The 25,573-nt window shown below is 61.1% G+C and carries 24 protein-coding genes and 3 pseudogenes; 17 read left to right on the top strand and 10 right to left on the bottom strand.

Annotated elements, in window-relative coordinates; all coding sequences use genetic code 11:
- Positions 1 to 129: 129 nt before the first annotated feature.
- The gene (locus tag JQ632_RS03965; protein ID WP_212400965.1) at positions 130 to 1,311 is read right to left on the bottom strand and encodes an ABC transporter substrate-binding protein; all 1,182 of its coding nucleotides are present in this window, start codon (positions 1,309 to 1,311) and stop codon (positions 130 to 132) included.
- Positions 1,312 to 1,750: 439 nt separating this feature from the next.
- Between JQ632_RS03965 and JQ632_RS03960 the strand changes: the two genes are divergently transcribed.
- From JQ632_RS03960 to tnpA, 3 genes are all read left to right on the top strand, one after another.
- A complete protein-coding gene (locus tag JQ632_RS03960; protein ID WP_212400964.1) occupies positions 1,751 to 2,026 on the top strand; it encodes a hypothetical protein in 276 nt (91 codons plus the stop codon).
- Positions 2,027 to 2,080: 54 nt separating this feature from the next.
- Complete coding sequence (locus tag JQ632_RS03955) at positions 2,081 to 2,977, top strand: SDR family oxidoreductase (protein WP_212400963.1); 897 nt, start codon at positions 2,081 to 2,083, stop codon at positions 2,975 to 2,977.
- Positions 2,978 to 3,482: 505 nt separating this feature from the next.
- Positions 3,483 to 3,659: an IS66 family insertion sequence element accessory protein TnpA gene (tnpA, locus tag JQ632_RS40395; protein ID WP_409363465.1), complete on the top strand. Its 177-nt coding sequence runs from the start codon at positions 3,483 to 3,485 to the stop codon at positions 3,657 to 3,659.
- A gap of 408 nt (positions 3,660 to 4,067) precedes the next feature.
- On the opposite strand, the gene tnpB is transcribed toward tnpA, so the two are convergent.
- Positions 4,068 to 4,226, bottom strand: coding sequence for a transposase (tnpB, locus tag JQ632_RS39265; RefSeq protein WP_249151373.1), 159 nt, complete (start codon positions 4,224 to 4,226; stop codon positions 4,068 to 4,070).
- On the opposite strand from tnpB, the gene JQ632_RS39260 reads away from it, so the two are divergent.
- The 10 genes and pseudogenes from JQ632_RS39260 to JQ632_RS39245 form a co-directional block, all read left to right on the top strand.
- On the top strand, positions 4,203 to 4,382 hold the full coding sequence (locus tag JQ632_RS39260) for a transposase (RefSeq protein ID WP_249151379.1): 180 nt from the start codon (positions 4,203 to 4,205) through the stop codon (positions 4,380 to 4,382). The two genes, tnpB and JQ632_RS39260, sit on opposite strands and share 24 nt — an antisense overlap.
- 11 nt (positions 4,383 to 4,393) lie before the next feature.
- Positions 4,394 to 5,913, top strand: a pseudogene (gene tnpC, locus JQ632_RS03945) (IS66 family transposase).
- 738 nt (positions 5,914 to 6,651) lie between these two features.
- Entirely contained in the window at positions 6,652 to 8,019 is a 1,368-nt protein-coding gene (locus JQ632_RS03940; RefSeq protein ID WP_212400962.1) for a site-specific DNA-methyltransferase, read from the top strand.
- Complete coding sequence (locus JQ632_RS03935) at positions 8,012 to 8,392, top strand: DUF5681 domain-containing protein (protein WP_212400961.1); 381 nt, start codon at positions 8,012 to 8,014, stop codon at positions 8,390 to 8,392. The genes JQ632_RS03940 and JQ632_RS03935 overlap by 8 nt, the downstream gene beginning before the upstream one ends.
- A 4-nt stretch (positions 8,393 to 8,396) precedes the next feature.
- Positions 8,397 to 9,872, top strand: a complete 1,476-nt coding sequence (gene terL / locus JQ632_RS03930) for a phage terminase large subunit (protein WP_212400960.1) — start codon at positions 8,397 to 8,399, stop codon at positions 9,870 to 9,872.
- A gap of 632 nt (positions 9,873 to 10,504) precedes the next feature.
- Positions 10,505 to 11,356 carry a YqaJ viral recombinase family protein gene (locus tag JQ632_RS03925; protein ID WP_249151369.1) on the top strand — a complete coding sequence of 284 codons (852 nt, stop codon included), beginning with the start codon at positions 10,505 to 10,507 and terminating at the stop codon, positions 11,354 to 11,356.
- Positions 11,340 to 12,476, top strand: coding sequence for an ERF family protein (locus JQ632_RS03920; RefSeq protein WP_212400958.1), 1,137 nt, complete (start codon positions 11,340 to 11,342; stop codon positions 12,474 to 12,476). The genes JQ632_RS03925 and JQ632_RS03920 overlap by 17 nt, the downstream gene beginning before the upstream one ends.
- Positions 12,473 to 12,739: a hypothetical protein gene (locus tag JQ632_RS39255; protein WP_249151336.1), complete on the top strand. Its 267-nt coding sequence runs from the start codon at positions 12,473 to 12,475 to the stop codon at positions 12,737 to 12,739. The genes JQ632_RS03920 and JQ632_RS39255 overlap by 4 nt, the downstream gene beginning before the upstream one ends.
- Before the next feature lie 82 nt (positions 12,740 to 12,821).
- Positions 12,822 to 13,046, top strand: coding sequence for a hypothetical protein (locus JQ632_RS39250; RefSeq protein ID WP_249151335.1), 225 nt, complete (start codon positions 12,822 to 12,824; stop codon positions 13,044 to 13,046).
- 316 nt (positions 13,047 to 13,362) lie between these two features.
- Positions 13,363 to 13,632, top strand: a pseudogene (locus JQ632_RS39245) (NAD-dependent epimerase/dehydratase family protein); the annotation flags it as partial.
- Between the two features lie 162 nt (positions 13,633 to 13,794).
- Here JQ632_RS39245 and rfbD read toward each other — a convergent pair.
- Positions 13,795 to 14,709: a dTDP-4-dehydrorhamnose reductase gene (gene rfbD, locus JQ632_RS03905; protein WP_212400956.1), complete on the bottom strand. Its 915-nt coding sequence runs from the start codon at positions 14,707 to 14,709 to the stop codon at positions 13,795 to 13,797.
- On the bottom strand, positions 14,709 to 15,263 hold the full coding sequence (gene rfbC, locus JQ632_RS03900) for a dTDP-4-dehydrorhamnose 3,5-epimerase (RefSeq protein WP_212400955.1): 555 nt from the start codon (positions 15,261 to 15,263) through the stop codon (positions 14,709 to 14,711). Before rfbC ends, rfbD begins: the two co-directional genes overlap by 1 nt.
- A 107-nt stretch (positions 15,264 to 15,370) precedes the next feature.
- Between rfbC and rfbA the strand changes: the two genes are divergently transcribed.
- The 4 genes and pseudogenes from rfbA (at position 15,371) to JQ632_RS03880 (ending at position 18,551) form a co-directional block, all read left to right on the top strand.
- Positions 15,371 to 16,246, top strand: a complete 876-nt coding sequence (gene rfbA / locus JQ632_RS03895) for a glucose-1-phosphate thymidylyltransferase RfbA (protein ID WP_212400954.1) — start codon at positions 15,371 to 15,373, stop codon at positions 16,244 to 16,246.
- Positions 16,247 to 16,264: 18 nt separating this feature from the next.
- Positions 16,265 to 17,332 carry a dTDP-glucose 4,6-dehydratase gene (rfbB, locus tag JQ632_RS03890; protein WP_212400953.1) on the top strand — a complete coding sequence of 356 codons (1,068 nt, stop codon included), beginning with the start codon at positions 16,265 to 16,267 and terminating at the stop codon, positions 17,330 to 17,332.
- Between the two features lie 245 nt (positions 17,333 to 17,577).
- A pseudogene (locus JQ632_RS03885) lies at positions 17,578 to 17,979 on the top strand (single-stranded DNA-binding protein); the annotation flags it as partial.
- Positions 17,976 to 18,551: a hypothetical protein gene (locus tag JQ632_RS03880; protein ID WP_212400951.1), complete on the top strand. Its 576-nt coding sequence runs from the start codon at positions 17,976 to 17,978 to the stop codon at positions 18,549 to 18,551. The pseudogene JQ632_RS03885 and the gene JQ632_RS03880, both read left to right, overlap by 4 nt.
- Here JQ632_RS03880 and JQ632_RS03875 read toward each other — a convergent pair.
- The 6 genes from JQ632_RS03875 to JQ632_RS03850 form a co-directional block, all read right to left on the bottom strand.
- Entirely contained in the window at positions 18,548 to 19,108 is a 561-nt protein-coding gene (locus JQ632_RS03875; RefSeq protein ID WP_212400950.1) for a sugar transferase, read from the bottom strand. The genes JQ632_RS03880 and JQ632_RS03875 overlap by 4 nt on opposite strands.
- A complete protein-coding gene (locus JQ632_RS03870; protein ID WP_312015564.1) occupies positions 19,105 to 20,034 on the bottom strand; it encodes an NAD-dependent epimerase/dehydratase family protein in 930 nt (309 codons plus the stop codon). The genes JQ632_RS03875 and JQ632_RS03870 overlap by 4 nt, the downstream gene beginning before the upstream one ends.
- A 111-nt stretch (positions 20,035 to 20,145) precedes the next feature.
- Positions 20,146 to 21,363, bottom strand: coding sequence for a glycosyltransferase family 4 protein (locus JQ632_RS03865; RefSeq protein ID WP_249151333.1), 1,218 nt, complete (start codon positions 21,361 to 21,363; stop codon positions 20,146 to 20,148).
- 69 nt (positions 21,364 to 21,432) lie between these two features.
- Positions 21,433 to 22,515, bottom strand: coding sequence for a non-hydrolyzing UDP-N-acetylglucosamine 2-epimerase (gene wecB, locus JQ632_RS03860; protein ID WP_212400948.1), 1,083 nt, complete (start codon positions 22,513 to 22,515; stop codon positions 21,433 to 21,435).
- Between the two features lie 169 nt (positions 22,516 to 22,684).
- A complete protein-coding gene (locus tag JQ632_RS03855) occupies positions 22,685 to 24,091 on the bottom strand; it encodes a hypothetical protein (protein WP_212400947.1) in 1,407 nt (468 codons plus the stop codon).
- 75 nt (positions 24,092 to 24,166) lie between these two features.
- Positions 24,167 to 25,201 carry a polysaccharide biosynthesis protein gene (locus JQ632_RS03850; protein ID WP_212400946.1) on the bottom strand — a complete coding sequence of 345 codons (1,035 nt, stop codon included), beginning with the start codon at positions 25,199 to 25,201 and terminating at the stop codon, positions 24,167 to 24,169.
- Positions 25,202 to 25,573 lie beyond the last annotated feature (372 nt).

Here is a 25,573-nt window from a genome sequence, read left to right as displayed (position 1 = left end):
TTCTTGTCTTCACGTTCGTTCCTGGCTCTTGCGTGGATGCCCGGGTCAAGCCCGGGCATGACGCAGAGGAGGCGCTAAGCGCGCTCGACGATGTGCACTTGCACATCGGGGATGACGCGCTTTCGCGCGTCACTTCTTGGTCTTGCCGGAGTCCTTGACGGCTTCGAAGGTGGCGAATTCGACGTTGTAGAGCTCGCCATCGACCTTCTCGACCTTGCGGATGTAGATGTTCTGCACGATGTCGCGGGTTTCCGGATCGATCGAGATCGGACCGCGGGGGCTTTCCCACTTCATGCCCTTCATGGCCTCGATCAGCTTGTCGCCGTTGGTGTCGCCATTGGTCTTCTTCAGCGCTTCGTAGATCAGGTGGATACCGTCATAGCCGCTGACCGCCATGAAGCCCGGACGGCTGCCGAAGGCCTTCTTGTAGGCCGCCACGAAATCCTTGTTCATCGCAGAGGGGTGCGCGGCCGAATAGAGGTGCGCGGTGACGGTGCCGAGAACGGCGTCGCCCATGTTGTTGAGCAGATCGTCGTCGGTGACGTCGCCCGGCCCGATGACCTTGATGCCGGCCTTGTCGAGGCCGCGCTCGGCATACTGCTTCATGAAGTTGCCGCCCTGGCCCGCCGGCACGAACACGTAGAGCGCGTCCGGCTTGGCGTCCTTCATGCGCTGCAGGAACGGCGCGAAGTCGGGGTTCTGCAGGGGCACCTTGACCTCTTCGACGATCTCGCCGCCGCCGGCGGTGAAGCGCTCCTTGAAGAAATTCAGCGCGTCGTTGCCGGGCGCGTAGTCGGAGGTCAGGGTCGCGACCTTCTTGATGCCGTTCTTCGCCGCCCAGTCGCCGATGATGTTGGCGGACTGCGCCAGCGTGAAGCTGGTGCGCACGATGTAGGGCGAGCGCTCGGTGATGATGGAGGTGCCGGCCGCCATGACGACTTCCGGAATTTTTGCCTGCGTGGCGAGCGGCGCTGCGGCAAGGGCTGCCGGCGTCACGCCGAAGCCCGCGATGAAATTGACCTTGTCGTTGACGATCAGTTCCTGTGCCGCGGTCTTGGTCTTGTCCGGAACCGCGCCGTCGTCCTTGACGATGACCTCGATCTTCTTGCCGGCGACGGTGTCGCCCTTCTGCTGCATGTAGAGCTTGATCGCGTTCTCGATCTGCTTGCCGGTCGAAGCCTGGCCGCCGGTCATCGGCAGGATCAGGCCGATCTTCACTGCATCCTGGGCGCCTGCCGGCGCAACGGCCGCGAGGCTCGCGACGGCCGCAGCAGTGGCGGCCCATGACAACATCTTGTGACGAACGGACATTACGTTCCCTCCCCTTTCCAGTCTTGAGCCCTGAACCGAGTGCCCGGTTCTTGCCTCACCATGACGAACATTTGCCATGTCGCGCAGCGGCAACATGGCGTCTTCGATGCCCCTGCTGTCAATCGGACGTTCGGCGACTAAGCCAGGCGTCCTGACGGCGGCAGCAGAGGGCGCCAACTTGCGGTAACGTCTACCGGCTATTGGTCTTCGATCGATTTGTACGCTTGTACAAGTAAAATGGTCTTGTCAACGAAAAAACCTTGGAGCTGACCAAGCGAAATGTCGCGAGCCTTTAGGAGGGCAACCGCCGGCGATCCGGAATCTCGGTAGTTTGATACCTATCTCGAATAAGCCAATTTTACCTGTTGAAGGCTAGGCTCGGTGACCGCCGGTTGCAGCCCGGCGGCCGATCAACCGTCATCCTGGCGCTCCGAGCAAGATGCCCGAACGAATCAGCCCCTTTGCGATTGCTGTTGCGGCCAGTCTTCTGGCCGCAAGCCTGTCGGGCTGCGGCACGATCAACGAGAAGGTCTCGGCCGGCATGGGCGACTACATTCCGCAATGGGCCGGCGGCCTGCCGGCAGACGCCCCGCCGCGGCCGGGCACGGCGCAATACGACGCCTGGATGAAGGAGCGGGAGCGCCAGCGCCTGATGCCGGCGGCCGATCGCGAGGCGGCCAAATCGGACCAGGGCAAGCTTGACCCCGCGCGCTAGTATTGCTTGTTGGGCGGCCGTGCATCGGGATCGGCCGGGGGGCTGAGGGAGATCGTGGACAACACCACAGCAAACGAGCGGACGAGCAACCTCGTCATCGGCGGCAGCGGACTTGTCGGTGGCTACATCGTCGAACACCTCGTCCGCCGCGGTGAGCCTGTGTACGCGATGTCGCGCTCACCGCGCCCAGCGACGTCAGGTGTCGAATGGATCCAGGCCGATCTGCAAGAGCCTGACACGTTGAGGGTTCCACGATTCACCACGCTCTACTGCACCACCGACGCCATTCTGCTTGCCGATGCGCTTCCCCATCTGCTCGGCCCCGCCGTTAGGCGCGTCGTGGCCTTCAGCTCGACCAGCGTGCTGACCAAGCAGGATACCGAGGTTGCCGAGGAGCGCGAGACGATCCGCAAACTGACTGCAGCCGAGCAAGCGATCGTTACCGCCTGCACAAGACAAGGCGTCGGCTGGACCATCTTGCGCCCAACACTCATCTATGCCGAAGGGCGCGATACCAACATCACGCCGTTGTCGCGCCTGATCCGTCGATTCGGATTCATGCCGCTTGTCGGCGGCGCCCCCGGCCTGCGGCAGCCCGTTCACGCCGAGGATCTCGCGATCGGTGCCATTGCCGCAGCCGCGAGCCCGGCCGCCGTCAGCAAGTTCTACGCGTTACCCGGGGCCGAGACGCTGTCCTACCGTGAGATGATGGGCAGGGTGTTCGACGGAATGAGGCGGCCGCGGCGCATGGTCCCGGTCCCGCCAGGCCTGTGGCGCGTCATCTTCGCAGTGGCGAAGCCACTGTTTCCGAGCGCGAACGTCGCGATGGGCATCCGCATGATGAAGAACATGACGTTCGATGCCACGCCGGCCGTCGAGGATTTCGGTTGGAAGCCGCGGAGCTTCCATCCGGTGTTTGACGAGCGCGCGCGTCAGGTCCGCACGACCTGATCGACGCCGACCCCCTGCCCACGCAACGTCGCCAAGGGGTGTCGATATGTCAGACGCGGAGCCGCCTTGCCGGAACTCGATGCGCGAATGTTGTCGAGGCGCGGCGGCGGCTGGGTGTTGGTCGACGTGCGCCCCGGCATCATCAGGCTTGCCCAGGTCATGCACGACCCGAGCTTCGCAGGCGCGGGCCGAACAGGCTCATGTCGGCCAAATGGCAAATTCCCTGCTTGCAGGGAATTCTGCAGGGAAATTCCAAGCCAACGTCGCACCCGCAACCGCATGAAACATGCGTGATGTGCCTTGAATCCAAGGCGACTCGGGCAAAGGCGCATTGAACACGGAGCAGGGAAATCTTCGATGAATGAACAGGGAATTCGCGTGCGCGGAACAGGGAAAACAACGAATTTCGGTAAGCGTCCAGTAAGCGTCCATTTCTCGCACACTTTTCGTGCGGCCCGTAAGCACGATCTGTTCTCGTTCTCGATTTGCAAATGAGGAGAGCGAGATGGTGGACGGGAACGGAGCGTGGGTGCGCCAGGGCGAGGGTTTCTGGCGAGCACATCATGAAGCTTGGAAGCTTAGCGACTTGAATCAGCGGCAGTATTGTGAGTTTCACGGTCTCCCGCAGAAGGCATTTGAGAACTGGCGCCAGAAGTTCAGGCTTATCGACGTCGAGGCCTAAGTCACAGCCTTAGTCACCCCCTAAGTCACTCCCTTCGTCCCAGCCTTAGTCATGTGGCTTATCCCTCCTCGCGGTCGGTCAGTCCAATTGTTCCTCGGCCACGTGAGGGGCATCGGCGGCGCTTCGGTGAACCGGACAAGCGCCAGATTCTCGAAGAGGCGGCACGACCGGGCGCCAGCGTCTCGGAAGTGGCGCCGCCGCTATGGCATCGATCGCCGGATTCTGTGCCGGTGGAAGCAGGAGCTGGCACCGCCGGCATTTGTTCGCCGTCGAGATCACCGATGTGGCCCTGAGCACCGAGAGGACCGCGTCATGACGACCCTGCTCCCTCCGAACGTAAAGAGCAAAGTCTAGCTGACTCGCGCTCTTCCTACTCACGCTGCATCATCGAGTCAATCAGTCGCAGCGTTAGCCTGCCATTGCGGGACGCCATCGCTGTTCCGGAGTGCGCCAGTCCACACCTTCGATCAGTGACGAGAGCTGTGCCGACGTAAGGGACAGCGTCTCGTCCAGTTTGACGCTCGGCGGCCATAAGAAGACACCATGCTCAAGCCGTTTGGTGAACAGGCAGAACCCGGTGCCATGCCAATAGATGATCTTGATCAGGTTGGTCCTGGTGCGTCCCGCGGAACACGAACAAGTGGCCCCGACATGCGCAAAGGTATCGACGGCCTCGCGATGCTGGTGCAGGGCGTGCTGCATCAAGATCCGTTCACGATGTAGCCCAGGGCCAGATGCACCTTTCCCTGCCAGATGATGTGGAGACGTTGCACAAGCTGGTGCGCTCGCTCGCAGCCGAGCGCACTTCGCTCCGTGAGGCGCAGGCCGAGATCGAACGGCTCCATCTTGTCATCAAGAAGCTGCAGCGCAGCCAGTTCGGCCGGCGCGCGGAACGGCTCGATGATGACCAGCTGCACCTCGGCTTCGAGGACCTCGAGGTCGAGCTGGCGCGAACCGAGGCCAGGCTTCCTCCCGTCAAGACTGAAGCCGCCAAACCAGAGAGGGAGCGGCCGAGCCTACCGGCGCATCTGCCACGCGAAGATGTCCGGTTCGATGTTGAGTGCCAGGCCTGCCCTTGCTGTGGCGGCGCGCTGCATCTGATCGGCGAGACGGTCAGCGAGATGCTCGACCACGTTCCGGCGCGGCTCCGCGTCATACGCGTCTGCCGACCCCGCTATGGCTGCCGAGCCTGCGGGACCATCCACCAGGCGCCTGCGCCAGAACGACCGATCGCCAAAGGCTTGGTGACCCCCGCGATGCTCGCCCACGTCATAGCCTCCAAGTATTGCGATCAACTGCCGCTCTACCGGCAAAGTCAGATCTTCGCCCGGCAGGGCATCGAGATCGACCGCTCCACCCTGGCCAACTGGGTCGGCGGCGCCTGCTAGTGGCTTGAGCCGCTGCAGAAGAGACTCGCCGAGCACGCGTTCGCATCGCAAAAGCTGTTTGCCGATGACACCCCGATCCCAGTGCTGGATCCCGGCCGGGGCCGCACCAAGACCGGGCGGCTGTGGGTCTATGCCCGCGATGACCGGCCTTGGAATGGACCCGATCCGCCGGCTGCCGTCTATCTCTACAGCCCCGACCGGAAGGCCGAGCGTCCTGTCTCCCAACTGGCCAAGTTCAAAGGCATTGTGCAGGTCGACGGCTACCCCGGCTTTGAGCAGCTCGGCACCGACATCCGGCTCGCGGCCTGCTGGGCGCAGGCGCGGCGCAAGTTCTACGAGGTCGATCAGGCGACCGCCTCTCCGATCGCGGTTGAGGCGGTGCGGAGGATTGCCGACCTCTATGCGATCGAGCCTTCCATCCGAGGCCAGATCGCCGCAACGCGGCAGGGAATGCACCAAGCAAGATCGCTGCCGCTTGTTGGGGCCATGAAGTTATGGCTGGAAACCCAGCTTGCCCACATCCCACCCCGCAGCAGCCTCGCTGATGCGATCCGCTATCGCTGACCCGCTGGGACGCTCTCTGCCGCTTCCTCGATGATGGACGCCTCGAACTTGACACCAACACCGTCGAGGGCGCGATCCGGCCTGTCACGCTTGGCCGCAAAAACCACCTGTTCGCCGGATCCGACGCCGGCGCCAACCGCTGGGCAACCGTCTGCTCCCTCATCACCACGGCCAAGCTCAACGATGTCGAGCCGTTTGCTTATCTCAAGGACGTGCTCGAGCGCACGTCCAATGGGCATCCAGCCAGCCGCCTCGACGACCTCCTGCCCTGGAACTGGCGACCCCCAACCGTTACCAACTAGTTCGACGTGTGAGAAATGGACGCTTACAGCCTCGGAAACCATGGTCTTGTGACAGCATCGGGAGCGCGGGGATGCGTTGGATATCAGGACGGACGTCGGCCGGAGGGTGAGCCGCGCGCTTCGAAGGACGGCCGAGGCGAAGCGCAGGATCGGCCGGAAACGTAGGCTATCGTCGCCAACCGCTCGCACGCTTGGGCGCTGCAAATTTGCGGATTCGACTCTCAGTCCGCGGACTGAAGACGCGAACGGCTGGCGCTGTTGGGCGGCTTGAGCCATGCGTCGTCCTAGCAAAACGACCCAATCGCAGAGCCCTCAGCGACACGTGGGCAGAACAGGGAGAGTGTGGAAGAAACGGGCCCATGTCTCGGGAGAACACTCAAACAGCAGATGACCTCGACTCGCCTTGGCTACACCCGGCATCACGATCCACGCGGTCGTGGCGCGAATGCGGGGCCCTGCCCTGGAGTGACCCGAAAATTCATCGGCGAGCATGGCGCCAAGCCTGAAATTCCCGAGCCTGTGGGACCTAGTCCAGTCGCAAGCTAACGTTCAAGCCGCTACGGCTGGAACGGCCGCCGGCTCAAAACCGATATCGAAGCGGTAACCGTACTTGCGTCGAGCCGGCGTCTGCACGGTGCTTTGTCGAATTTGACTTCAGCGATCCAGCTTACCCCTCCCCTTCTGTTACAGAGCCAATATTCCGGTTCTGTATAGGCACGTTCTTGAGCCGGAGCTGTCATGTCCATCGAAAGGTCGAATTCCCTCAACCTAGACATCCAATACGTCTCTGTGCGGTTGCTGAGGAAAAACGCGCACAATCCTCGCCGCCATCCGCAGGAGCAGATCGGTCAGCTTGCCAAGAGCATGGATACATTTGGAGTGATCAAACCAATCGGCGTCGACGAAGACCTCAACGTAATCTACGGCAACGCGGTCGTTGTGGCCGCCGAACAACTCGGGATCACGGAATTACCGGTTGTCGTCATCAGCCATTTGTCACCAGCCCAAAAACGGGCTGTCGCCATCTCCGACAACAAAATCGCCGCCAACGCCACCTGGGACCTGCAAGTTCTCAGGGAGGACCTGCAGGTTCTAACCGAGCTGAATTTCGATTTTGCCGCAATCGGATTTGACACAGCAGAGATCGATGTGATCCTGGATCAGCCCCCCAAGGACGCTGACCTCCTACCCGAGCTTGGGCCGACCGTGCCAGCGGTTAGCAGGCGAGGCGATCTCTGGCGGCTTGGCAAGCATCGACTCATCTGCGACGATGCCTTGGACGAACAGGCCTATAAGGCCGTGTTGGACGATCAGCGGGCGCGCGCGGTAATCGCCGATCCGCCCTACAACATGCCCATCGACGGCCATGTTGGCGGCCGCGGCGGCATCAAGCACCGCGAGTTCGCCATGGCCTCCGGTGAAATGGCGCCGCAACAGTTCGTCGAGTTCTTGACAGCGGCATGCGCGCGCTTCGTCAGATTCAGCGTTGATGGCTCACTGCACTACATATTCATGGATTGGCGGCATGCACTCGAGCTGTTGACGGCCGCACGCTGTGTTTACCGCGAGCACAAGAACACCTGTGTCTGGGCCAAGACCAATGCCGGCATGGGCTCATTCTACCGGTCCCAGCACGAGCTGGTTCATGTGTTCAAGAACGGCTTGGCGCCGCATATCAACAACATTGAGCTCGGCGCCCACGGCCGCAATCGAACCAACCTGTGGACCTATCAGGGCATCAACAGCTTTGGCCGGCAGCGCGACGAGCTGCTGGCTTTGCACCCGACCGTTAAGCCCGTCGACCTGATCGCCGATGTGATCAAGGACTGCACACGGCGGGGCGATCTTGTCTTGGATCCCTTCGCAGGATCCGGAACCACCGTGATCGCCGCAGAACGGACCGGCCGCCGCGCCGCTCTTTTGGAGATCGACCCGCTGTATTGCGACGTCATTGTGCGCCGCTGGCAAAACCACACCGGCCAGGCCGCGATCTGCGTAAGGACTGGCCGTCGTTTCGCCGACCGGGAAGCGGCGTCAGCCGCCTTGCCTTACTCGCCGCCGCTTCTGCTGCCTGGCCCCTCTCGCGAAGGAGACAGCCGTGACTGACGATCAAAAGACCGGTTACAGCCGCCCGCCACGTTCGTGCCAATTCAAACCGGGGCAGTCAGGTAATCCGAACGGCCGGTCAAAGGGCTCGCGCAATCTCAGGACCGACCTCACCAGCATGATGAAAAGGCGCGTCCAGATTCGCGAGGACGGCGAACAGCGCATGGTGAGCCGGCAGGAGCTCGTACTCCTCAGACTGTTCGAGCGGGCGGCAAAGGGCGACACCAAGGCCTGCACGCAGCTCTTCAACATGATCATGAAATTCGAGCCAAAGGAGGCGTCCAACGGCGAGAGCGCAATCGTGACCGAGCACGACCAAGAGATCATTGCAGATTTTCTGCGCCGCCATTCCAAACACGAACATGAGAGGTGAGCAAATGCCAAACTACACCAGAGCCGAACGCGATGCGATCTTGCGCGGCGACTTTCTTGCCTTCGGTATGAAGGCCTTTTCTGAACTGTGTCCTAGTGACCCGTATTCCTCGGAATGGTTCCACGAATCGATCGCCCTTACATTGACCCAGAGTATTGGGCGTCCGACGCGACAGATCATCAACGCGCCGCCTCGCTCAATGAAGTCAACCCTCGTGTCAGTGGTGTGGGTCGCCTTCAGGTTGGGGCAAGATCCTACCCACAAATTCATATGCGCCAGCTATTCCCAACACGTAGCGACGACGTTTTCCGCCGACTGTCGACGAATCATGGAGGCGGCTTGGTACTGTGATCTATTTCCAACGCGGCTCGCCAAGAGCGCCGAGGATGAGCTCGTAACGACGAAAGGCGGCGGTCGCCTCGCGATGTCCGTCGGAGGCAGCTGCACCGGTCTTGGCGCTCACACAATCATCGTTGACGACCCGCTGAATGCAGCTGACGCGGCTTCAGATACGACGCGCAAAACTTGTAACGAGTGGTTTGTCCGTTCGCTGATGTCGCGCCTCAACGACAAGGCTAAAGGCAGCATGTTCGTTGTGATGCAGCGTCTGCATCAACAAGACCTAACCGGTCATCTCCTGGAAAAGGGAGGTTGGGATCATCTGGTTCTGCCCGCGATTGCGCCGGAGGACAGGAGGATCGAGCTGCAAAACCGCTCGTTAATTTGGGCAGAAGGAGAGCCTCTGCAGAAGCGAGAGCCCCTCCCGGTCCTGGACGACGTGAAGCGCCAAATTGGAGCGCCGGTGTTTCAGACACAATACCTGCAAGACCCCGCTCCAGAGCAAGGTAATGAGCTCAAACGAGAATGGCTTAAATCGTATGACATCCTTCCGAGCCGTCAACCTGGAGACGAAATTGTGCTCTCTTGTGATACGGCGGCAAAAGCAGGGGAAAAAAGTAACTACTCGACTTGTCTGACATTTCTTGTCTGCAATCGAAACCAATATTATCTCACCGATCTTTGGCGCGGAAAGGTTGAGTTCTACGCTCTTTACCAAATTATGCTGCAGCAGGCAGTCAAACACACGCCTCATGCCGTGCTCATCGAAGATACTGCTATGGGGGGCCCACTGATCAGCGAGCTGAGGCGGCGCGGCCTGCAAGGCGTGGTTGCAATCAAACCGACCAAAGACAAGTGGTCGCGTATGAGCGGCCAGACCGCAAAGCTGCAGGCCGGCTCCCTCGTCTTGCCCCGGACGGCGCCCTGGCTCGACGATTTCATGTTGGAGTATGTCTCGTTTCCCCTCGGCAAGACCGATGACATGATGGACGCGCTATCCCAGTTTCTGAACTGGCGCACGGAAGCTGAACGACGCATCACTTTCGAGGTGGATTGGGACAATCCACCGAATGGATCGAGCGGATCGCAGGCAAGGCTTGGGGCTCCTTCCGCAACCGAGATACTTTATTGGTTGAGATAGCGCGCACCGCTTGGCCTATGTCATCCGCACCAAGGACCCAGGCGGACCTTATGCTTTCCGTTCGAGAGCCGCGCGATATCCACGACCGGGCCATCCCATAGATCGGCCAACATCGCTTGGCGACCAGCCGCACGCGCCAGAGGTCGCACTTGGCCTGCGCAACGGCGGCTGCCATCTCCGGTCCGATCTCACACCCGAGGCCGGAGCAAATTGTGACCAACAGCGTCGCAAGCGCCCGGTCATCCCGCTTGCAGCACCCGGCCAGTCCGTGGCGCAAGGCGTTGCGGCTGGACCGTGCTTTTCCGGACACCGTTTTCGGCCCCGTGCTGCGCTTGGCGTTGGTGCGATTGGCTTCGATTTGTCGGTTTGATGCCATGGTCGTGGCCCCCCGCGCCTTTGGCCGTCTAGCCAGCGACAAACGTCACTCCAAAGCGCCGACGCATCAAGGATTTAGGCGCAAAAGAGCAAGAATCTTGCTGCAGAAAGGACTGGCATTTTGTGGCAAAAGGAGCGCTACTGAATAGACCGGGCGCAACCGATGGTCCGGGTATCTCACCTCGCGGGTGCGGGGCTTTTGGCGGTGCGGCGGCAGGCCGCGTTTGCCAGAACCTAAGGAGATACCGGTGGCCACGATGTCAACCGACGGCGCCGAGGCGCCTCATTCCGTCATCACGTTCAACCCCCACGATCGGCGCGCCTTCATCGGCGGCTCGGACGCGCGCATCATCATGGGCGACGATCAGGACGAACTCGTTCGCCTGTGGCGGGAAAAGCGTGGCGAGGTCGCGCCGCAAGATTTTTCGCAAAACCTGATCGTGCAGCTCGGCCGCGTCACGGAAGAGCTCAATCGAAGCTGGTACCAGCGTAGTAGTGGCCAGACCGTCACCGACATCCAGAAGCGGGTGCGGCATCCCGTCCACGGCTGGATGGCGGCCACGCTGGACGGCATCGTCGCGCAGAGCGGCGCGGTGTTCGAGGCCAAGTTCATGCTGCCCTGGGCCTTTACCGAAGAGGCGGCGGCCGAGAAGCACATGGCGCAGCTGCAACACAACATGTGGGTGGTCGCGGCACGCTCGGCCGTGCTCTCGATCATCACCGGCGGCGGCAAATGGGTCGAGATCACCGTGCATGCCGACCCGCTCTACCAGCACCTGCTGCTGACGGCGGAAAAGAAGTTCTGGCGCTGCGTGCAGAGCGGCGAGCCGCCGCTCCTGTTCGGAATCGAGACCCCGCGCCCGCGGCTCGCCGCGATCAAGGTCGTCGACATGACCGCCTCCAATCTCTGGGCGGAGTGCGCGGCGACCTACCTGCGCACCCGGGCGGCCCATGGCGAGCACGAACTGGCCAAGACCGAGCTCAAGAAGCTGCTGCCCGAGGATGCCAAGGAAGCGATCGGCCACGGCGTTCGCGCCAAGCGCTCCAAGGCCGGCGCGGTCAGTTTTGATCCGGTTGAGATGGAGAGCGTCCATGCATCAGGCCAGTGAGCATATTGGCGCGATCGCGGCCGCTTTGGCCCGCGCGCAAGCCGAACTGACCAACCCGGAAAAGACCCTGACCGCGCAGATCCGCTCGCCGTTTCTGCGCGATGACGACCGGACCTTTCGCTACGCCTCGCTGGCGAGCGGCCTCGACATCGTGCGCAAGACCCTCAGCCAGCAGGAGATCGCCACCATCCAGACCACCCGGGTCGAGGCAACCACCGGCCACATCCATCTCACCACCCTGCTCGCGCATTCCTCCGGCGAGTGGATCTCCTCGGACTGGCCGGTCTGCGCCACGCGGGATGTCGAGGCGCCGCACCGCATGGGCGCGGCGTTGACCTACGCCCGACGCTACGCCCTGTTCGCTCTGGTCGGGATTGCCGGCGAGGATGATCTGGACGCGCCGGATACGGTCGCCGGTCCCCCGGCACCGCCCAACCTCAAGGCCTCGCCCGGCAAGGGCGCTCTCAACCGTGCGCCGGTGCTGCGGCCGGGCGAGTCCGCCGCACTCCGCGAGCAGCTGTTGCGCCAGCTCGAAGCTCTGTCGGCCAGCACCGATCTGCTCAGCTGGGCCATGGCGAGCCTCCCGCTCAAGAACACCCTGCAGGAGCTGGATGCCCGCCGCGTCGAGGCCGCCTATCAGGCCAAGCTTGAGGACGCTGCCCGTGCTCAGGCCGAGCCGTCGGCCGGCACGCCAAGCCTGCCAGCAGCGCCGCTCGCTGCGGCGGACGCCGAGGCCGCGCTGCAGCCAGCGCTGCCCGAGACCGGGTTCGCCCACCCCAAGGAGCCGCCGCGCAAGCGCAGCAAGGCGCACCTGGTGTTTGTCCGGGAGCAGCCCTGCCTGGTCTGCCAGCAAACCCCGTGCGATGCCCATCATCTGAGATTCGCCCAACCCCGAGCGCTCGGCCGCAAGGTCAGTGATGAGTTCACGGTCCCGCTGTGCCGCGCGCATCACGAGGAGCTGCATCGGCACGGCAACGAGCGCGCGTGGTGGAGCAACCTGCAGATCGCGCCGTTGCCGGTCGCGCAGGACTTGTGGTCAGCGAGCCCGGCCCACGGTCCGGCCGCGGTCAGCATCGCGCCGCTGCCCGCAAACCTTGGTTCGGAGGCCTCACCCCGATGAACGGCCTCTTCCAAACGGCGCGCGAGCTGACCGTCACGGCGCTGCCGGTCGAGTTTGAAGCGTTGGCGCCGCCGCCCCTGCTGAATCCCGGTGAACACCTCGAACATTGCCAGGCATTGCGGCAGGCGATCTTCGCGGACCTTGCGCCGCGATCCGCCATCGAGTGGCTGCTCGCGATCGACGTCGCCGAACTGTCCTGGGAGATACGGCGCTACCGCTTGCTACCACAAGCTTCTGGAGACCTATCGCCAAAAGGCGATTGAGGCGGCCCTGCGGCGCATCGACATGGTCGGGATCGATCCCGACTTCGAAGAGGAGGCCGAGTACTACACGCTGTAAAATGCGTTGAGCTGGCGAATTGATCCCATCGCTGCGACCGAGATCGACGCGCGCCTGGCGTCCTATGGCTTCGATGCGCACGCCATCACCACCGAAGTCTACGTGCAGGCGCGCGACATCCTGGTCCTGTTCGAGGGCCTGCTCAACGCCGCACAGACCAAGCGCATGCTGCTCCTTCGCGAGATCAGGAATCAGCGCCTCGTAGGTGGACCGATGCGCCGCCAGCGCTGAAAGTTAACATCGAGATCCCGAGCGCGAGCTCTCCATTCCAGCATGCGCTCAAGGATCGCTTCAGTTGGATGCGGTCCGCGGCATCTGACGGCGTCGGACTCCCGATTGGAAACGAGATCACACCATGTTCAATCGGTGTAGGTCACCGTCCCGCTTTGCCGGTCTCATCATCGTAATGTCCTACACTATCGGTCCTGCTGGAGGCACCGCGTTCACGAACGGGCCTTCCGCGCAAGACATCGAAGCCCGCTTAGCCTCATACGGCTTTGATCAACACACCATTAGCGTGGAGATCCACGTCCAGGCGCGCGAGCCATCGGGCGCGAAGAGCGTCGTCGTGTGGGGCACCAGTAAGCGGCGTCGCGAGTTTCTTTATCTCGACGAAATGGGCGATGCCTGTGTGCACCTGATGAAGAACTCGGTCAACGTAGGCACTGGCGACCATATCACCATCGCCGAGTTCGCCCGCGTTGTCGCCGAGATCGTGGGTTATCGCGGTGAGCGCCCGGACGGCACGCCGCGCGGGCTGCTCGACGTTCGCCGGCGCGCGCCAACATCGGTCGAGAATGGAACAAAGTTAACGTACCTTCTTGGGGTCAGCGCGTTAGACGAGAGCAAAAGCAACCAGCTCCAGTTCTCGGAAATGACGAAAGCCGGGCTGTTGCGCGAGAATGGCCCAGCCGCCTGTCGGAGCTGTCGCACATGACGGGAAAAAATTGGGGAACACTAAGATAGAATTGCCAGGGGTTTAGGATTCTGACGCGCCCCTTTCGAGCGCAAAGAAGTCGTCTAGCTCCTCCGAGAGACAGTTCTCCCACATCGGCGGTTCAACACTATAGGCTTCCTTCAGGCGCGACAGATCCAGCCGCGAATTGGCTGGGCGCGTGGCCCTGGTCGGATAGTCCTTGGTGGCAATCGGAAGGACCTCGGCCGCCTTCAGCGGCACGCCCCTGGACCGCAGCCCCTCTACGATCGCGCTAGCAAAGCCATGCCAGCTGGTCGAGCCCGAATTGGTGAGGTGGACGAGTCCTTTCGCGCGCGCGAAGACATCGGGCAGGTCTGCCTCGCCTTTCCTTAGGATTTCAACGAGGGCCGACGCGATGGTGCGCGCCGTCGTGGGCGTTCCGAATTGGTCCGCCACCACCCGCAGCGACTCGCGCTCTTTGGCAAGCCGGATCATGGTGCGCATGAAATTCGCGCCTTGCGCGGCATAGACCCAGGCGGTCCGCACCACCAGATGCGCGCAGCCAGCGCTCCGAACCGCGCTCTCGCCTGCAAGCTTGCTGCGGCCATAGACCGAGAGCGGACCGGTCGGATCGTCCTCGCGCCAGAGCCGGCCGCCGCTGCCGTCGAACACATAATCGGTCGAGAAATGAACCAGCGGCACGCCGTGCGCCGCGGCCCAGCGCGCCAGAACGGCCGGTGCGTCGCCGTTGATCAGGAAGGCGAGGGCTTCCTCGTCCTCGGCCTTGTCGACCGCGGTATAGGCCGCCGGATTGATGATGAGGTCGGGCTTGAACGCTTCAAGTTTGCCGGCCAGCGACTCCGGCTTCGACAGATCGAACTCCTCCAGGGCCGGCGCAACGACCTCATGCTTGTCTCGAAGCAATGGAAGCAGCGCTCCACCGACCTGCCCTTGGGTACCAGTCAACAGAATGCGCATCAGACTTGCCCGTAGATCGGAAGATTCTTGACGTCCGCAAGCAGCGGAGCGGCCGCGTCCTTGGCCGAGAGCGAGGGATCGTCGATGCCCCATTTGATCCCGATCGCCGGATCGTTCCAGCGGATGGAAACCTCGTCTTTCGGGCTATAGAGGTCATCGCATTTATAGAAGAAATCGGCCGTCTCGGAGAGCACCACAAAGCCGTGCGCGAAGCCGCGGGGGACCCACAATTGCCGGCGGTTCTCTTCGCTCAATTCAACGGTAACGTGCCGCCCAAAATTCGGGCTGCCGACGCGGACATCAACGGCGACATCGAGCACACGGCCGCGCAACGCGCTGACCAGCTTGCCCTGGGTGAAGGGGTTTTGAAGGTGCAGCCCGCGCAGCACGCCGCGGGCCGAGCGGGACATGTTGTCCTGAACAAAAGGACGATGAATCCCGGCTTCCACGTAACGTCGAAACTGATAGGTTTCCAGGAAGAAACCGCGTTGATCGCCAAACAGTTTAGGTTCAATAATCAGGACTTCGGGAATATCTGTCGGAATTACATTCATCTGCAGCGCCTACGCCTCGGCGTCATCAATTTACTCTAGCTCTATAACAAATTTGTGCAGTGCACGCTATCTGCAACTTTTCTGAATAGTAAATCCTGTGAGGGACTATGAAGGGGATCATCCTCGCTGGGGGAACCGGCTCGCGTCTTTATCCGGTGACGACGGTTGTTTCGAAGCAACTGCTTCCGGTTTTTGACAAGCCGATGATCTATTACCCGCTCTCGACGCTGATGCTGGCGGGGATCAGGGACATCCTCATCATCTCCACCCCGCAGGACAAGCCGCTGTTTCAGCGCCTGCTCGGCACCGGTTCGGACATCGGTCTGCGTTTTGAGTATGCGAACCAGGAGACGCCGCGGGGTCTAGCGGATGCGTTCATCGTCGGGCGTGAATTTGTCGGCTCGGATTCGGTCGCGTTGATCCTGGGCGACAATATCTTCTATGGCCACGGCCTTCCGAGCATGCTGTCGAACGCCTCGTTCCGCAAAAAGGGGGCGACCGTGTTCGGCTACATGGTCAACGAGCCGCAGGCCTATGGCGTCGTCGAGCTGGATGCGACGGGCCGCGCATTGTCGATCGAGGAGAAGCCGAAGCAGCCGAAATCCAACGTGGCGGTGACCGGGCTGTATTTCTACGACAACGACGTGCTGGACATCGCTGCCAATGTGAAGCCGTCGGCGCGCGGGGAGATCGAGATCACCGACGTCAACAAGGCCTATCTGGAGCGTGGCGACCTTTTCGTTGAAGTGCTTGGCCGCGGCTTTGCATGGCTCGACACCGGCACGCATGCTTCGCTGGTGGAGGCAAGCCACTTCGTGCAGATCCTGGAGCAGCGCCAGGGCCTGCGCATCGCCTGCCCCGAGGAGATCGCGCTTCGCCAGGGCTACATTTCGCTGCAGCAATTTGAGATTGTCGCCGAGAAATCTGCCAAGAGCAGCTATGGCGAATATCTGAAATCCGTGGCGCGCTCTTTCGCGCGCTAGTCACTACGAGGGGCACGCATGCGCTTCAAGGATTCCACGATCTTCGTCACCGGCGGTGCGGGCTTCATCGGCTCGGCCGTGGTGCGGCACCTGCTTCGCGACACCCATGCGCGGGTGGTCAACATCGACAAGCTGACCTATGCGGCCAATCTCGACTCGCTGCCGGGCGCCGTGGGCAACCCGCATTACGCATTCGAGAAGCAGTGCATTTGCGATGGCCCCGGCCTGCGACAACTGTTCGAAAAATATCAGCCGGACGCGGTGATGAATCTCGCTGCCGAAAGTCATGTCGACCGCTCGATCGACGGCCCCGGCGAGTTCATCCAGACCAACATCGTCGGCACCTTCACGATCCTCCAGGAGGCGCTGCGCCACTGGCGCAGCCTAGCGGGCGAGAAGCGCGAGCGCTTCCGCTTCCTGCACATCTCCACCGATGAGGTGTTCGGCTCGCTCGGCGAGGACGGCCTGTTCACGGAGACCACGGCCTATGCGCCGAACTCGCCCTATTCAGCGAGCAAGGCCTCGTCCGACCATCTGGTGCGCGCCTGGCGGGAGACCTACGAGCTGCCGACCCTGATGACCAACTGCTCTAACAACTACGGACCGTATCACTTTCCGGAGAAGCTGATCCCGCTTGTGATCATCAAGGGGCTGGCTGGCCAAAAACTGCCGGTCTATGGCGACGGCAAAAACATTCGCGACTGGCTCTATGTCGAGGACCACGCCAAGGCGCTGACGCTGGTGCTGGAGCGCGGCAAGGTCGGTGAGACCTACAATGTCGGCGGCCGCAACGAGCGCACGAACCTGCATGTGGTGGAGACGATCTGCGACCTACTCGACGACCTCGCCCCGACCGCGGACGGCCCGTACCGCCGCCTGATCTCCCACGTCACTGACCGCCCCGGCCACGACCGCCGCTACGCGATCGATGCCTCAAAGCTCGAGCGCGAGCTTGGCTGGCGCGCGGAAGAGAATTTCGAGAGTGGGATCGAGAAAACCGTGCGCTGGTATATCGTGCAGAAGCCGTGGTGGCAGGCGATCTTGCAGAGGGGCTATGAGACCATACGGCTGGGATTGAAACAGTAGCCCTCGCACTGTGAGTGGCTTCTAAATGGCACAAATTGACTAAAGCGGCCTGCACCGGGCTCTGGTATATGCCGCCACACTCACCCCTTTCAAACGACTGAGACAGCCTTAAGCCCAGTCCGGTGGCGCGGCGCTATTACTTTCCCGATATGCGGATTAGGTAGCTTGATCGCTCAAAGCGCGCCAGACGGTTGGCGCGTTGATCATTTTTCTCTCACCTGCCGCTGCCGCTCGCGACTTAGCCGGCGTTGCTGCAGCCAGCGCTGCCTGCCGCGCCCGAGACCGGGCTCGCATATCCCAAGGAGCCGCCCCGCAAGCGCAGCAAGGCGCACCTGTTATTTGTCCGCGAGCAGCCCTGCCTGGTGTGCCAGCAAGCCCCGTGCGATGCCCATCATCTGAAGTTCGCCCAATCCGGAGCGCTCGGCCGCAAGGTCAGCGATGAGTTAGCCGTCTCGTTGTGCCGCGCGCATCACGAGGAGCTGCATCGGCACGGCAACGAGCGCGCGTGGTGGACCAACCTGCAGATCGCGCCGTTGCCGGTCGCGCAGGACTTGTGGGCAGCGAGCCCCGTTCACGGTCCGACCCATTCCGCCACCAGCATCGCCCCGCTGCCCGCAAACCTTGGTTCGGAGGCCTTACCCCGATGAACGGCCTCTTCCAAACCGCACGCGAGCTCACCATAACGGCGCTACCGGTCGAGTTTGAGGCGTTGGCGCCGCCGCCCCTGCTGCTTCCCGGTGAACACCTCGAACATTACCAGGCACTACGGCAGGCGATCTTCGCGGACCTTGCGCCCCGGTCTGCCATCGAGTGGCTGCTCGCCATTGACGTCGCCGAACTGTCCTGGGAAATCCAACGCTACCGCGTGTTGCGCCACAGGTTGCTCGAGACCTATCGCCAAAAGGCGATTGCGGCGGCCCTACGGCGCATCGACCTGGTCGGGATCACCCCCGACTTCGAAGATCAAGCCGAGTACTACACGCTGCAAAATGCTCTGAGCTGGCGGATTGATCCACTTGCCACAAGCGAAATCGACGCACGGCTTGCGGCCTATGGCTTCGATCAACACGCCATCACCACTGAAGTCTACGTCCAGGCGCGCGAAGTCCTGGTCCTGTTCGAGAGCTTGCTCAATGCCGCACAAACCAAACGGATGCTGCTCCTCCGCGAGATCAGGAATCACCGCATCATGGGAGGAACGATGCGTCACAAGCGCTAAGTCCGGACGACCTGATCTACGCCTACCCCCTGCCCGCGCAAGGTCGCCCAGATCAATTTGAGATCGCCCGCGAAACTCTGGTCCTGCATGTAGCGCGCATCGAGCTCGGCGAGGCGCTCCGCGTCTGACATATCGACACCCCTGACCTGGGCAAGCCCGGTGATACCGGGGCGCACGTCGAGCACGCCCAGCCGCCGCCGCGCCTCGACGAGTTCGACCTGCGAAGGCAAAGAGGGCCGCGGGCCGACCAGACTCATGCTGCCGCCGATCACGTTGAAGAGCTGCGGCAGCTCGTCGATCTTGAAACGCCGAAGATAGCCGCCGAGCGGAGTGACCGCGGATGCTGAGACCTGATGGGTCGGAACATCAGCCGTGCCCGTGAACATCGTCCGGAATTTGTAACAGGTGAATTCGCGCCCTTCCTTTCCGACGCGGATTTGCTTGTAGATCGCTCCCCCCCTGCTCTCAAACCGGATGGCGACAGCAACCAGAAGGAGGACCGGCGAGAGCGCCAGGAGGAGGAGCACCCCCGCCGCAACATCGAGCATTCGCTTCATCGCGACGAATCCTGGGACTGTGGGATGGCCGCCTGCATCATGGCGCGCAGACCGTCTCGCGTCGCCACGCGGGGACACCATCCGACCTTCTGAAGGTCCGCCGAGCTTGCCACGAGATCCCGGCCGATGCGATCCCATAGCGAATGTCGCCCCGCCGCAATCACCAGCGCCCGCACCGCCAACGGCGGTACTTGGATCAGGTTGGGCGGACGACCCGCCGCCTCCCGCAACGTCGCGATCATATCCGCAAGCGTGATCGGCTCCGGATCGCAGACGATGAAGGTCCGATTGATCGCCTGGGGATTGTCGAGGCAGACCATTACCGCCTGCACTAGATTGTCAATGGACAACAGCGACCGGCGGTTCTTGAAGGAGCCAAACGGGAGCGGCACGGGCAGCGCCGCGATCCGGATCATCATGGCGATATTCGCCTTGGCCCCGGGACCGTAGACGATGACCGGCCGCAGAATCGTGAAGGGTACGCCGGCGTGGCGAATTTCCTCCTCCGCGGCGAGTTTCGCCCGGTCATAGGCCGTGATCGGCCACGGCTCGTCCTGCTCGGTGACGACGTGGTCCGCTGCAGAGCCCGCCTGCGCGCTGATCGAAGACATGAAAATCAGGTGCTTGACCTGATGGCGCGCGCAGGCCTGCACCAGATTCGCGGTCGCCAGCCGATTGGCCCGGGCATACTGCCCGCTGTCGATGTGGCTGCGATGGGCGATGGCGGCGAGATGAATGACAGTATCGATGCCGTCGAGCAGCGGGGACCAGTCGACACTGCCCTCGAGATCCGGCAGTTCCATCCACTCGACACCGACTGCGTCCAGGAACGCGCTGCGCCTGCGCGAGGTGCCCCGCACGACATGGCCAGCATTTGCGAGCGCGGACGCCACGGCCGACCCGATAAATCCCGAGGAGCCGGTCACCAAGATCCGCAAGGCCATCCCCTCACTCATGCCTAAGAGCGCAGAAGCGGAACATCCCACCCGACTATAAAGTTCCATTCCATGCCCGCGAGCCTGTTCCCCACCTTGCGCCTAATGTCGATCACGCCCAGGGTTCGCAGACGCAGCGTCTGCCGAAGCAACAATCTGACGGGCCGCCGCGACCGGCGAGAACATCGAGCGGCCTAGTCTCCGTCCACGATCGGCCATGGCGCGAAGCTGGCCCTCGTCATCCACGAGTTCTTCGGCTAACCGTTTCAGTTCGCTCACGGAATCTCCGACATACACTTTGCCCACCTGCTCATTCTCAATCAACCGTTGCAGGTCCGTACCAGCATTTACACGTGCGAGTACGGGAATGCCATATTGAACATACGAAACAAATTTGCCGGGAATATTGTGGGTCTTGTGGTCCGGATGGAGCGCGACCAAGCCGACATGGCATTGCGCAAGAAGACCGGGAATTTCGGACGAATCGATTTCGTCGAAGAATAGCGCGTTCGTCAGCCCCCGCGATACCTTCGCCGCCTGCAGGCGGGCAAATTCGGAGCCTCGGCCCACGAAGACAAACCCGATGTCGGTGCGGTCAAGCGAAAGCTCGACAAGCTCGAGAAAAATGTCGAGACCTTGGGCGACGCCCATGTTGCCTATGTAGACGAAGATCTTTCGGCCAACGAGAGCAGTCTTCTCGAGCGCAATGCTGCAGCCGATGTCGGGTGTAATTCTGAGCCAGTTATGCAGAACCTCGATGCGGCGCGACGGGCTCGCCCAGCTCGAGAGGTAAGCGAGGTTGGACGGCGTCTGCACTCCGATGACGTCGGCGATTGCGTACTGAATGGCGGCCACGGTCTTGAACAGGAAAAAGACCGGCCCCCTCTTGATCAGCCCCAGATCGAGGGCCCACTCCGGGAAGATGTCTCGGAGGATTAGGTAGGTCCGGGCTCGGCACTTTCGTCGCAGCACGGCGACCAGCGGGCCGAAAAAGATCGGTGGCGAATACCACGCCAGCAAGTCCCATTGCGCGGAAGCAAAGGGGCTGCGACGCATGCTGCGAACCATCGCAAACGGAAGCCACATCTCGGCGATCGCCCGCCTTACGAAGGACGGCGAGCGCGTCGGTGGCGCCGCGAGCCGCAGCACCTCAATGCCGTCCATCCGTTCGACCATCCATGGCTTATCCGACATTGGAGATGGAACGATGACCACCGGACGATGACCGAGCCCGGCGATTTGCTGCGCGAGGTCGCGCAACTGCACGGCCGCGGAAGTCCGCAGCGGTGGATAGTCGGTTGAAATGAGAGCGATCAGCAAAGCCGCCGGCCGTTTTCTAAGCTTTGATTGACATCCGGACCGCAGCCGGACAACCGGCCTCCACAAGAGCTAGAAGAAATTCGTGATCTTGGTGCGGATCGCGTTTACCACCACCGAGGACGGTGAATAGTCTTCTTCGAGCTCGTAACGCGCGCTCCATGGCAGACTTGTCGCCAGCGTCACCGCCTCGACGATATTCTCTGCTTCCATGCCCGAGACGATGGTCGCTCCGCTCTCCAGCGTCTCCATGCGCTCGGTCGCCATGCGCAGGTTGACGTGGGGAACCTTGTAGAACAGCCCCTCCTCTGCGGCCGTGCCAGAGTCGGACAGCACGCAGTAGGATTGCTTGAGCAACTTGTTGAAATCGTAGAAACCAAGCGGCGGCATTGCTCGAATATTGGGAGGAACCTCTATCCCCTTCAATTTGCTGGTCGTTCGCGGGTGCATCGGAAAGATGATTTCCCGCTTAAGGCGCTGATTGAGGATGCCGAGTGCTGTGAAGATATTTTGCAGGTTTTGCCGGTTATCGACGTTCTCGCTGCGGTGCGCGGTAACCAAGATGTAGCTCTGCGGCTCGAGACCCAATCGCTTGAGAATGTCACTGCGATCGACCTCCGGCGCAAAGGCGCGCATGACCTCAAAAGTGGGATTACCGGTCATGATGATCTTGGACGGATGAATGCCTTCCCGCAGCAGGTTCTCGCGGTGATAGCGGTTGTAGGGCAACAGGATGTTGCTGAGATGATCGATCAGAATACGGTTGCGCTGCTCCGGCATGCGACTGTCCCAGGCCCGCAATCCTGCCTCCATGTGGAAAATCTTGATGCCGCGATGGGCAGCCGGAAGGACGCTGAGGCCGCTATAGGTGTCTCCGAGCGTGAGAAGGGCATCAGGCTTTACCTTCTCCATCAAGGCGTCCGACTTGCGGATCACGTCGGCGACCTCCGGCCCATAGCCCGATGTGTCGATTTCCAGCTCGTAGTCCGGCTTGCGCAGTCTCAGGTCCTTGAAGAAGAAATCGCGAAGCTCAGGCGTGAAGTTCTGCCCGGTATGAACCATGAGATGGTCAAAGTTCAACTCGTCGAGCTTCTTCAGCGTCCCCCACATCTTGATCATTTCAGGGCGCGTGCCAAAAATGGACATTACCTTCATGATATTATTTCCAAATTGGTCCTTTTGAGAGGTCCACCGCTGTCGGGGTCTTTATCACGCCGGGTGTCCAGGGCAAATAGTACAGCCGGCAAGGAAAGGCTGCAGGATTAGCAACCCGGGCGCGTGCACCGCAAACCTGCGAGCAGCTTCATCGTCTCGTCGCCCATCCTCAGCTTTCCGAGACGGCCTCTGCTCCAGCTTGCGACGCCTGGGCGTCAAGCCTCAACGCGGCGTTCGATCGGTCTGATTCCGATATCGCGCGCGGCGTCAGATACCAAAGCAGGAATATCAACCCCATACCGTGACTGAGCAAGGTTGTCGATAACGGCACATTGAGCAAAATTTGGGGGAGAATGGCGCCCGAGATGAGGATGAACTCAGGCGGCAAGCCGGAAGACAACCTGTTACCAAGGGCAAAAACAAGGCCGCACGCGAACGTCACAACCGGCGCCCACAATGGTCCAACCGAGGCAATCCCCTCTGTTGCAAACAACGACGCGTTGTAGTTCCCCAGCCCGTATTGTCCCTCCAATAGGACTGACAGCTGTTCCTGGTACGGGCAACGCATAATGGGTTTCAAGAATGAAATCTGGCAAAAATACGTGAGATCATGCCGGGAAAAGAAGTCGTTATAGATATCCATAGCGAGTGCAGGAATCGTGATCTGTCGAAGTTCGATCGTGTGGAAGAAGAACCCTGCCTTTGATCCCAATGTGAGGAACAGCATCACCCCTGCGAACATGGGCACGAACAGCGACAATATGACCGCGACCCTGGCCTCAAAAAGTCTCGAAACCAGCAGCATTGCCACCAGCCAGATTGGCGTAAAGAAAGCGGTCTTGCTCAGAGTGACCGGATAGAGGAACGGAAGGACTAGAAGGACAGCCACCGCCCACCAATATGCCTTTCGCGCAAGGAAGCCGGCAAATGCGAATGGCAACAACACGGTTGATACGATTGTCACGAGATAATTCACGATCTTCGGCGCCGAAATCTGATCACGGAATTGATAGATATCTGCGAGCGCGACCAGCCGGAAATTGTAGGCCGCACCGAGAACAACGACTACAACTCCGACTAGAAAAATGAGCATCAACATTCGGTCAAACGCCCGAGTCGACAATACGAACCTCTGGTGCAACGGAGACGATACGAACAGCGCGGGCAGCAGGAATGTGATGAGTGAGGCCATCGCGGAAAGCCTCGCCAACCCATGATTGTAGCTTAGATCGGAGAACGAATTCAGCCAGAGATAGCCGAATATCATTGTGTAGAAGTAGAAACCTGCGAAGAAGCCAAAGCTGAAGCGGGCCGTGACGAACAGCCCGGAAAGGCACGCAAACACCGCGATCACCGGGACGACGACATGCAACCGATCCGCGTCGAAGAAGATGTGAAAGGCGGGGGGATAAAACAGATGGGCGACGTGGGGATCCGATCCCGCGAAGCGGTCATATCTTGCAACCAGAATAAGCGTTAAGCACAAGACCGCAATATGAAGGCAGATCAGCAAGCAGAGCCGATGACTCTCGGAGGAGTGCCAGGATCCAAAGGGCGCCTTTGATGTCGAATTCATCGAGATCGGTGCATCCGGAAGGCGATTGCTCCCGCGATCTGCCTCTGACCGCGACGCGGCTCGGAACAGCACGGTCTATAATTCAGCGGCAGTCACCGCTGTACCCCTCAGGTGCTGCTGGATAAAATCAAGCTTGAGAAGCAACTGTTTCAACTCGCTGACGCTCAACCGCTGTGTGTTGTGCGAGGTGTAGTCGTCCAGACCCGCAATCTCTTCCTGGCCACTGGTGAAATACATCGCATAGTTGAGATCCCGATTATCGGCAGGAATGCGATAGTATTGCTTCATGTCCTCGACCCGTGCCATCTCCTCGCGCGAAACGAGGGACTCGTAAAGCTTTTCTCCATGACGGGTTCCGATGACCTGGACGGAAGTGTCGGAATTGAAGATATCCTTCAACGCCTGTGCGAGGTCGGCGATGGTGGCAGCGGGCGCCTTTTGCACGAAAATATCGCCCTGGCGACCGTGCGCATAGGCATGCAGAACGAGCGCCACAGAGTCGTCGAGCGACATCATGAAACGCGTCATCGTGGGATCGGTAATCGTGATCGGTTTGCCTGCCTTGATCTGTCCGACGAACAGAGGAATGACCGAGCCGCGCGAGGCCATCACGTTGCCGTAGCGGGTAGCGCACAACAACGTCTCGCTCGACGTCAGGTTGCGCGACTTGGCTACCATGACCTTCTCCATCAGCGCTTTGGTCTGCCCCATCGCGTTGATCGGATAGACGGCCTTGTCGGTACTCAATACGACGACCTTCTCGACACCGTTCGCGATCGCCGCGCTCATGACGTTCTCCGTTCCGAGAACATTGGTCCGAACGGCCTCGAGGGGATAGAATTCGCAGGACGGCACCTGCTTCAGCGCGGCTGCATGGAAGACATAGTGCGCTCCTTTGAGAGCCTGGAAAATGCCGTCATATGCACGAACGTCGCCAATATAGAACTTCAGCTTGGCGTTGTTGTATGCAGAGCGCATTTCCTCCTGCTTCTTCTCGTCGCGACTGAAGATACGGATTTCGGCGACGTCCGTGTCGAGAAAGCCTCTCAAAATATGCTGCCCGAATGACCCCGTGCCGCCGGTGATCGCCACAACCTTGTTCGCAAACATCATATCCTCGTCGAACCAAAACCGCCGCAAAACGTCAGACCGCCTAGAGCCGCCAGACAGATGGAACAAGCCGAGCAGCTCTCGGACGCACACGCAGGAAGCCAACCTCCTCCACCGGGACGCTCTCCGACATCGACTTCGAACGAGACCCCCACCGCCGTGAAGGTCGCCGCGGCTCGCGCATTAGCATATCGGCAACACCATCTGCAAAAGCTCCCATTGCGGCCACGCCCCCGTGGCCGCATCCCCCGTTCGCCCATCAACTTATATCTAGTTCTGCTGGCCCAGATCAAATACCGCGCGTGGAGCATCGCGACAAAGCATGATGTATAGTGGAAAAGAGGGTTCCAGGGCGATTCCGGCGCGGTTGAT

Source organism: Bradyrhizobium liaoningense (genome assembly GCF_018130955.1).
In the GTDB taxonomy this organism is placed as follows: Bacteria; Pseudomonadota; Alphaproteobacteria; order Rhizobiales; family Xanthobacteraceae; genus Bradyrhizobium; species Bradyrhizobium liaoningense_C.
The sequence above is the reverse complement of the archived record's forward strand: the minus strand, read 5'-3'. Positions and strand labels throughout refer to the sequence as shown.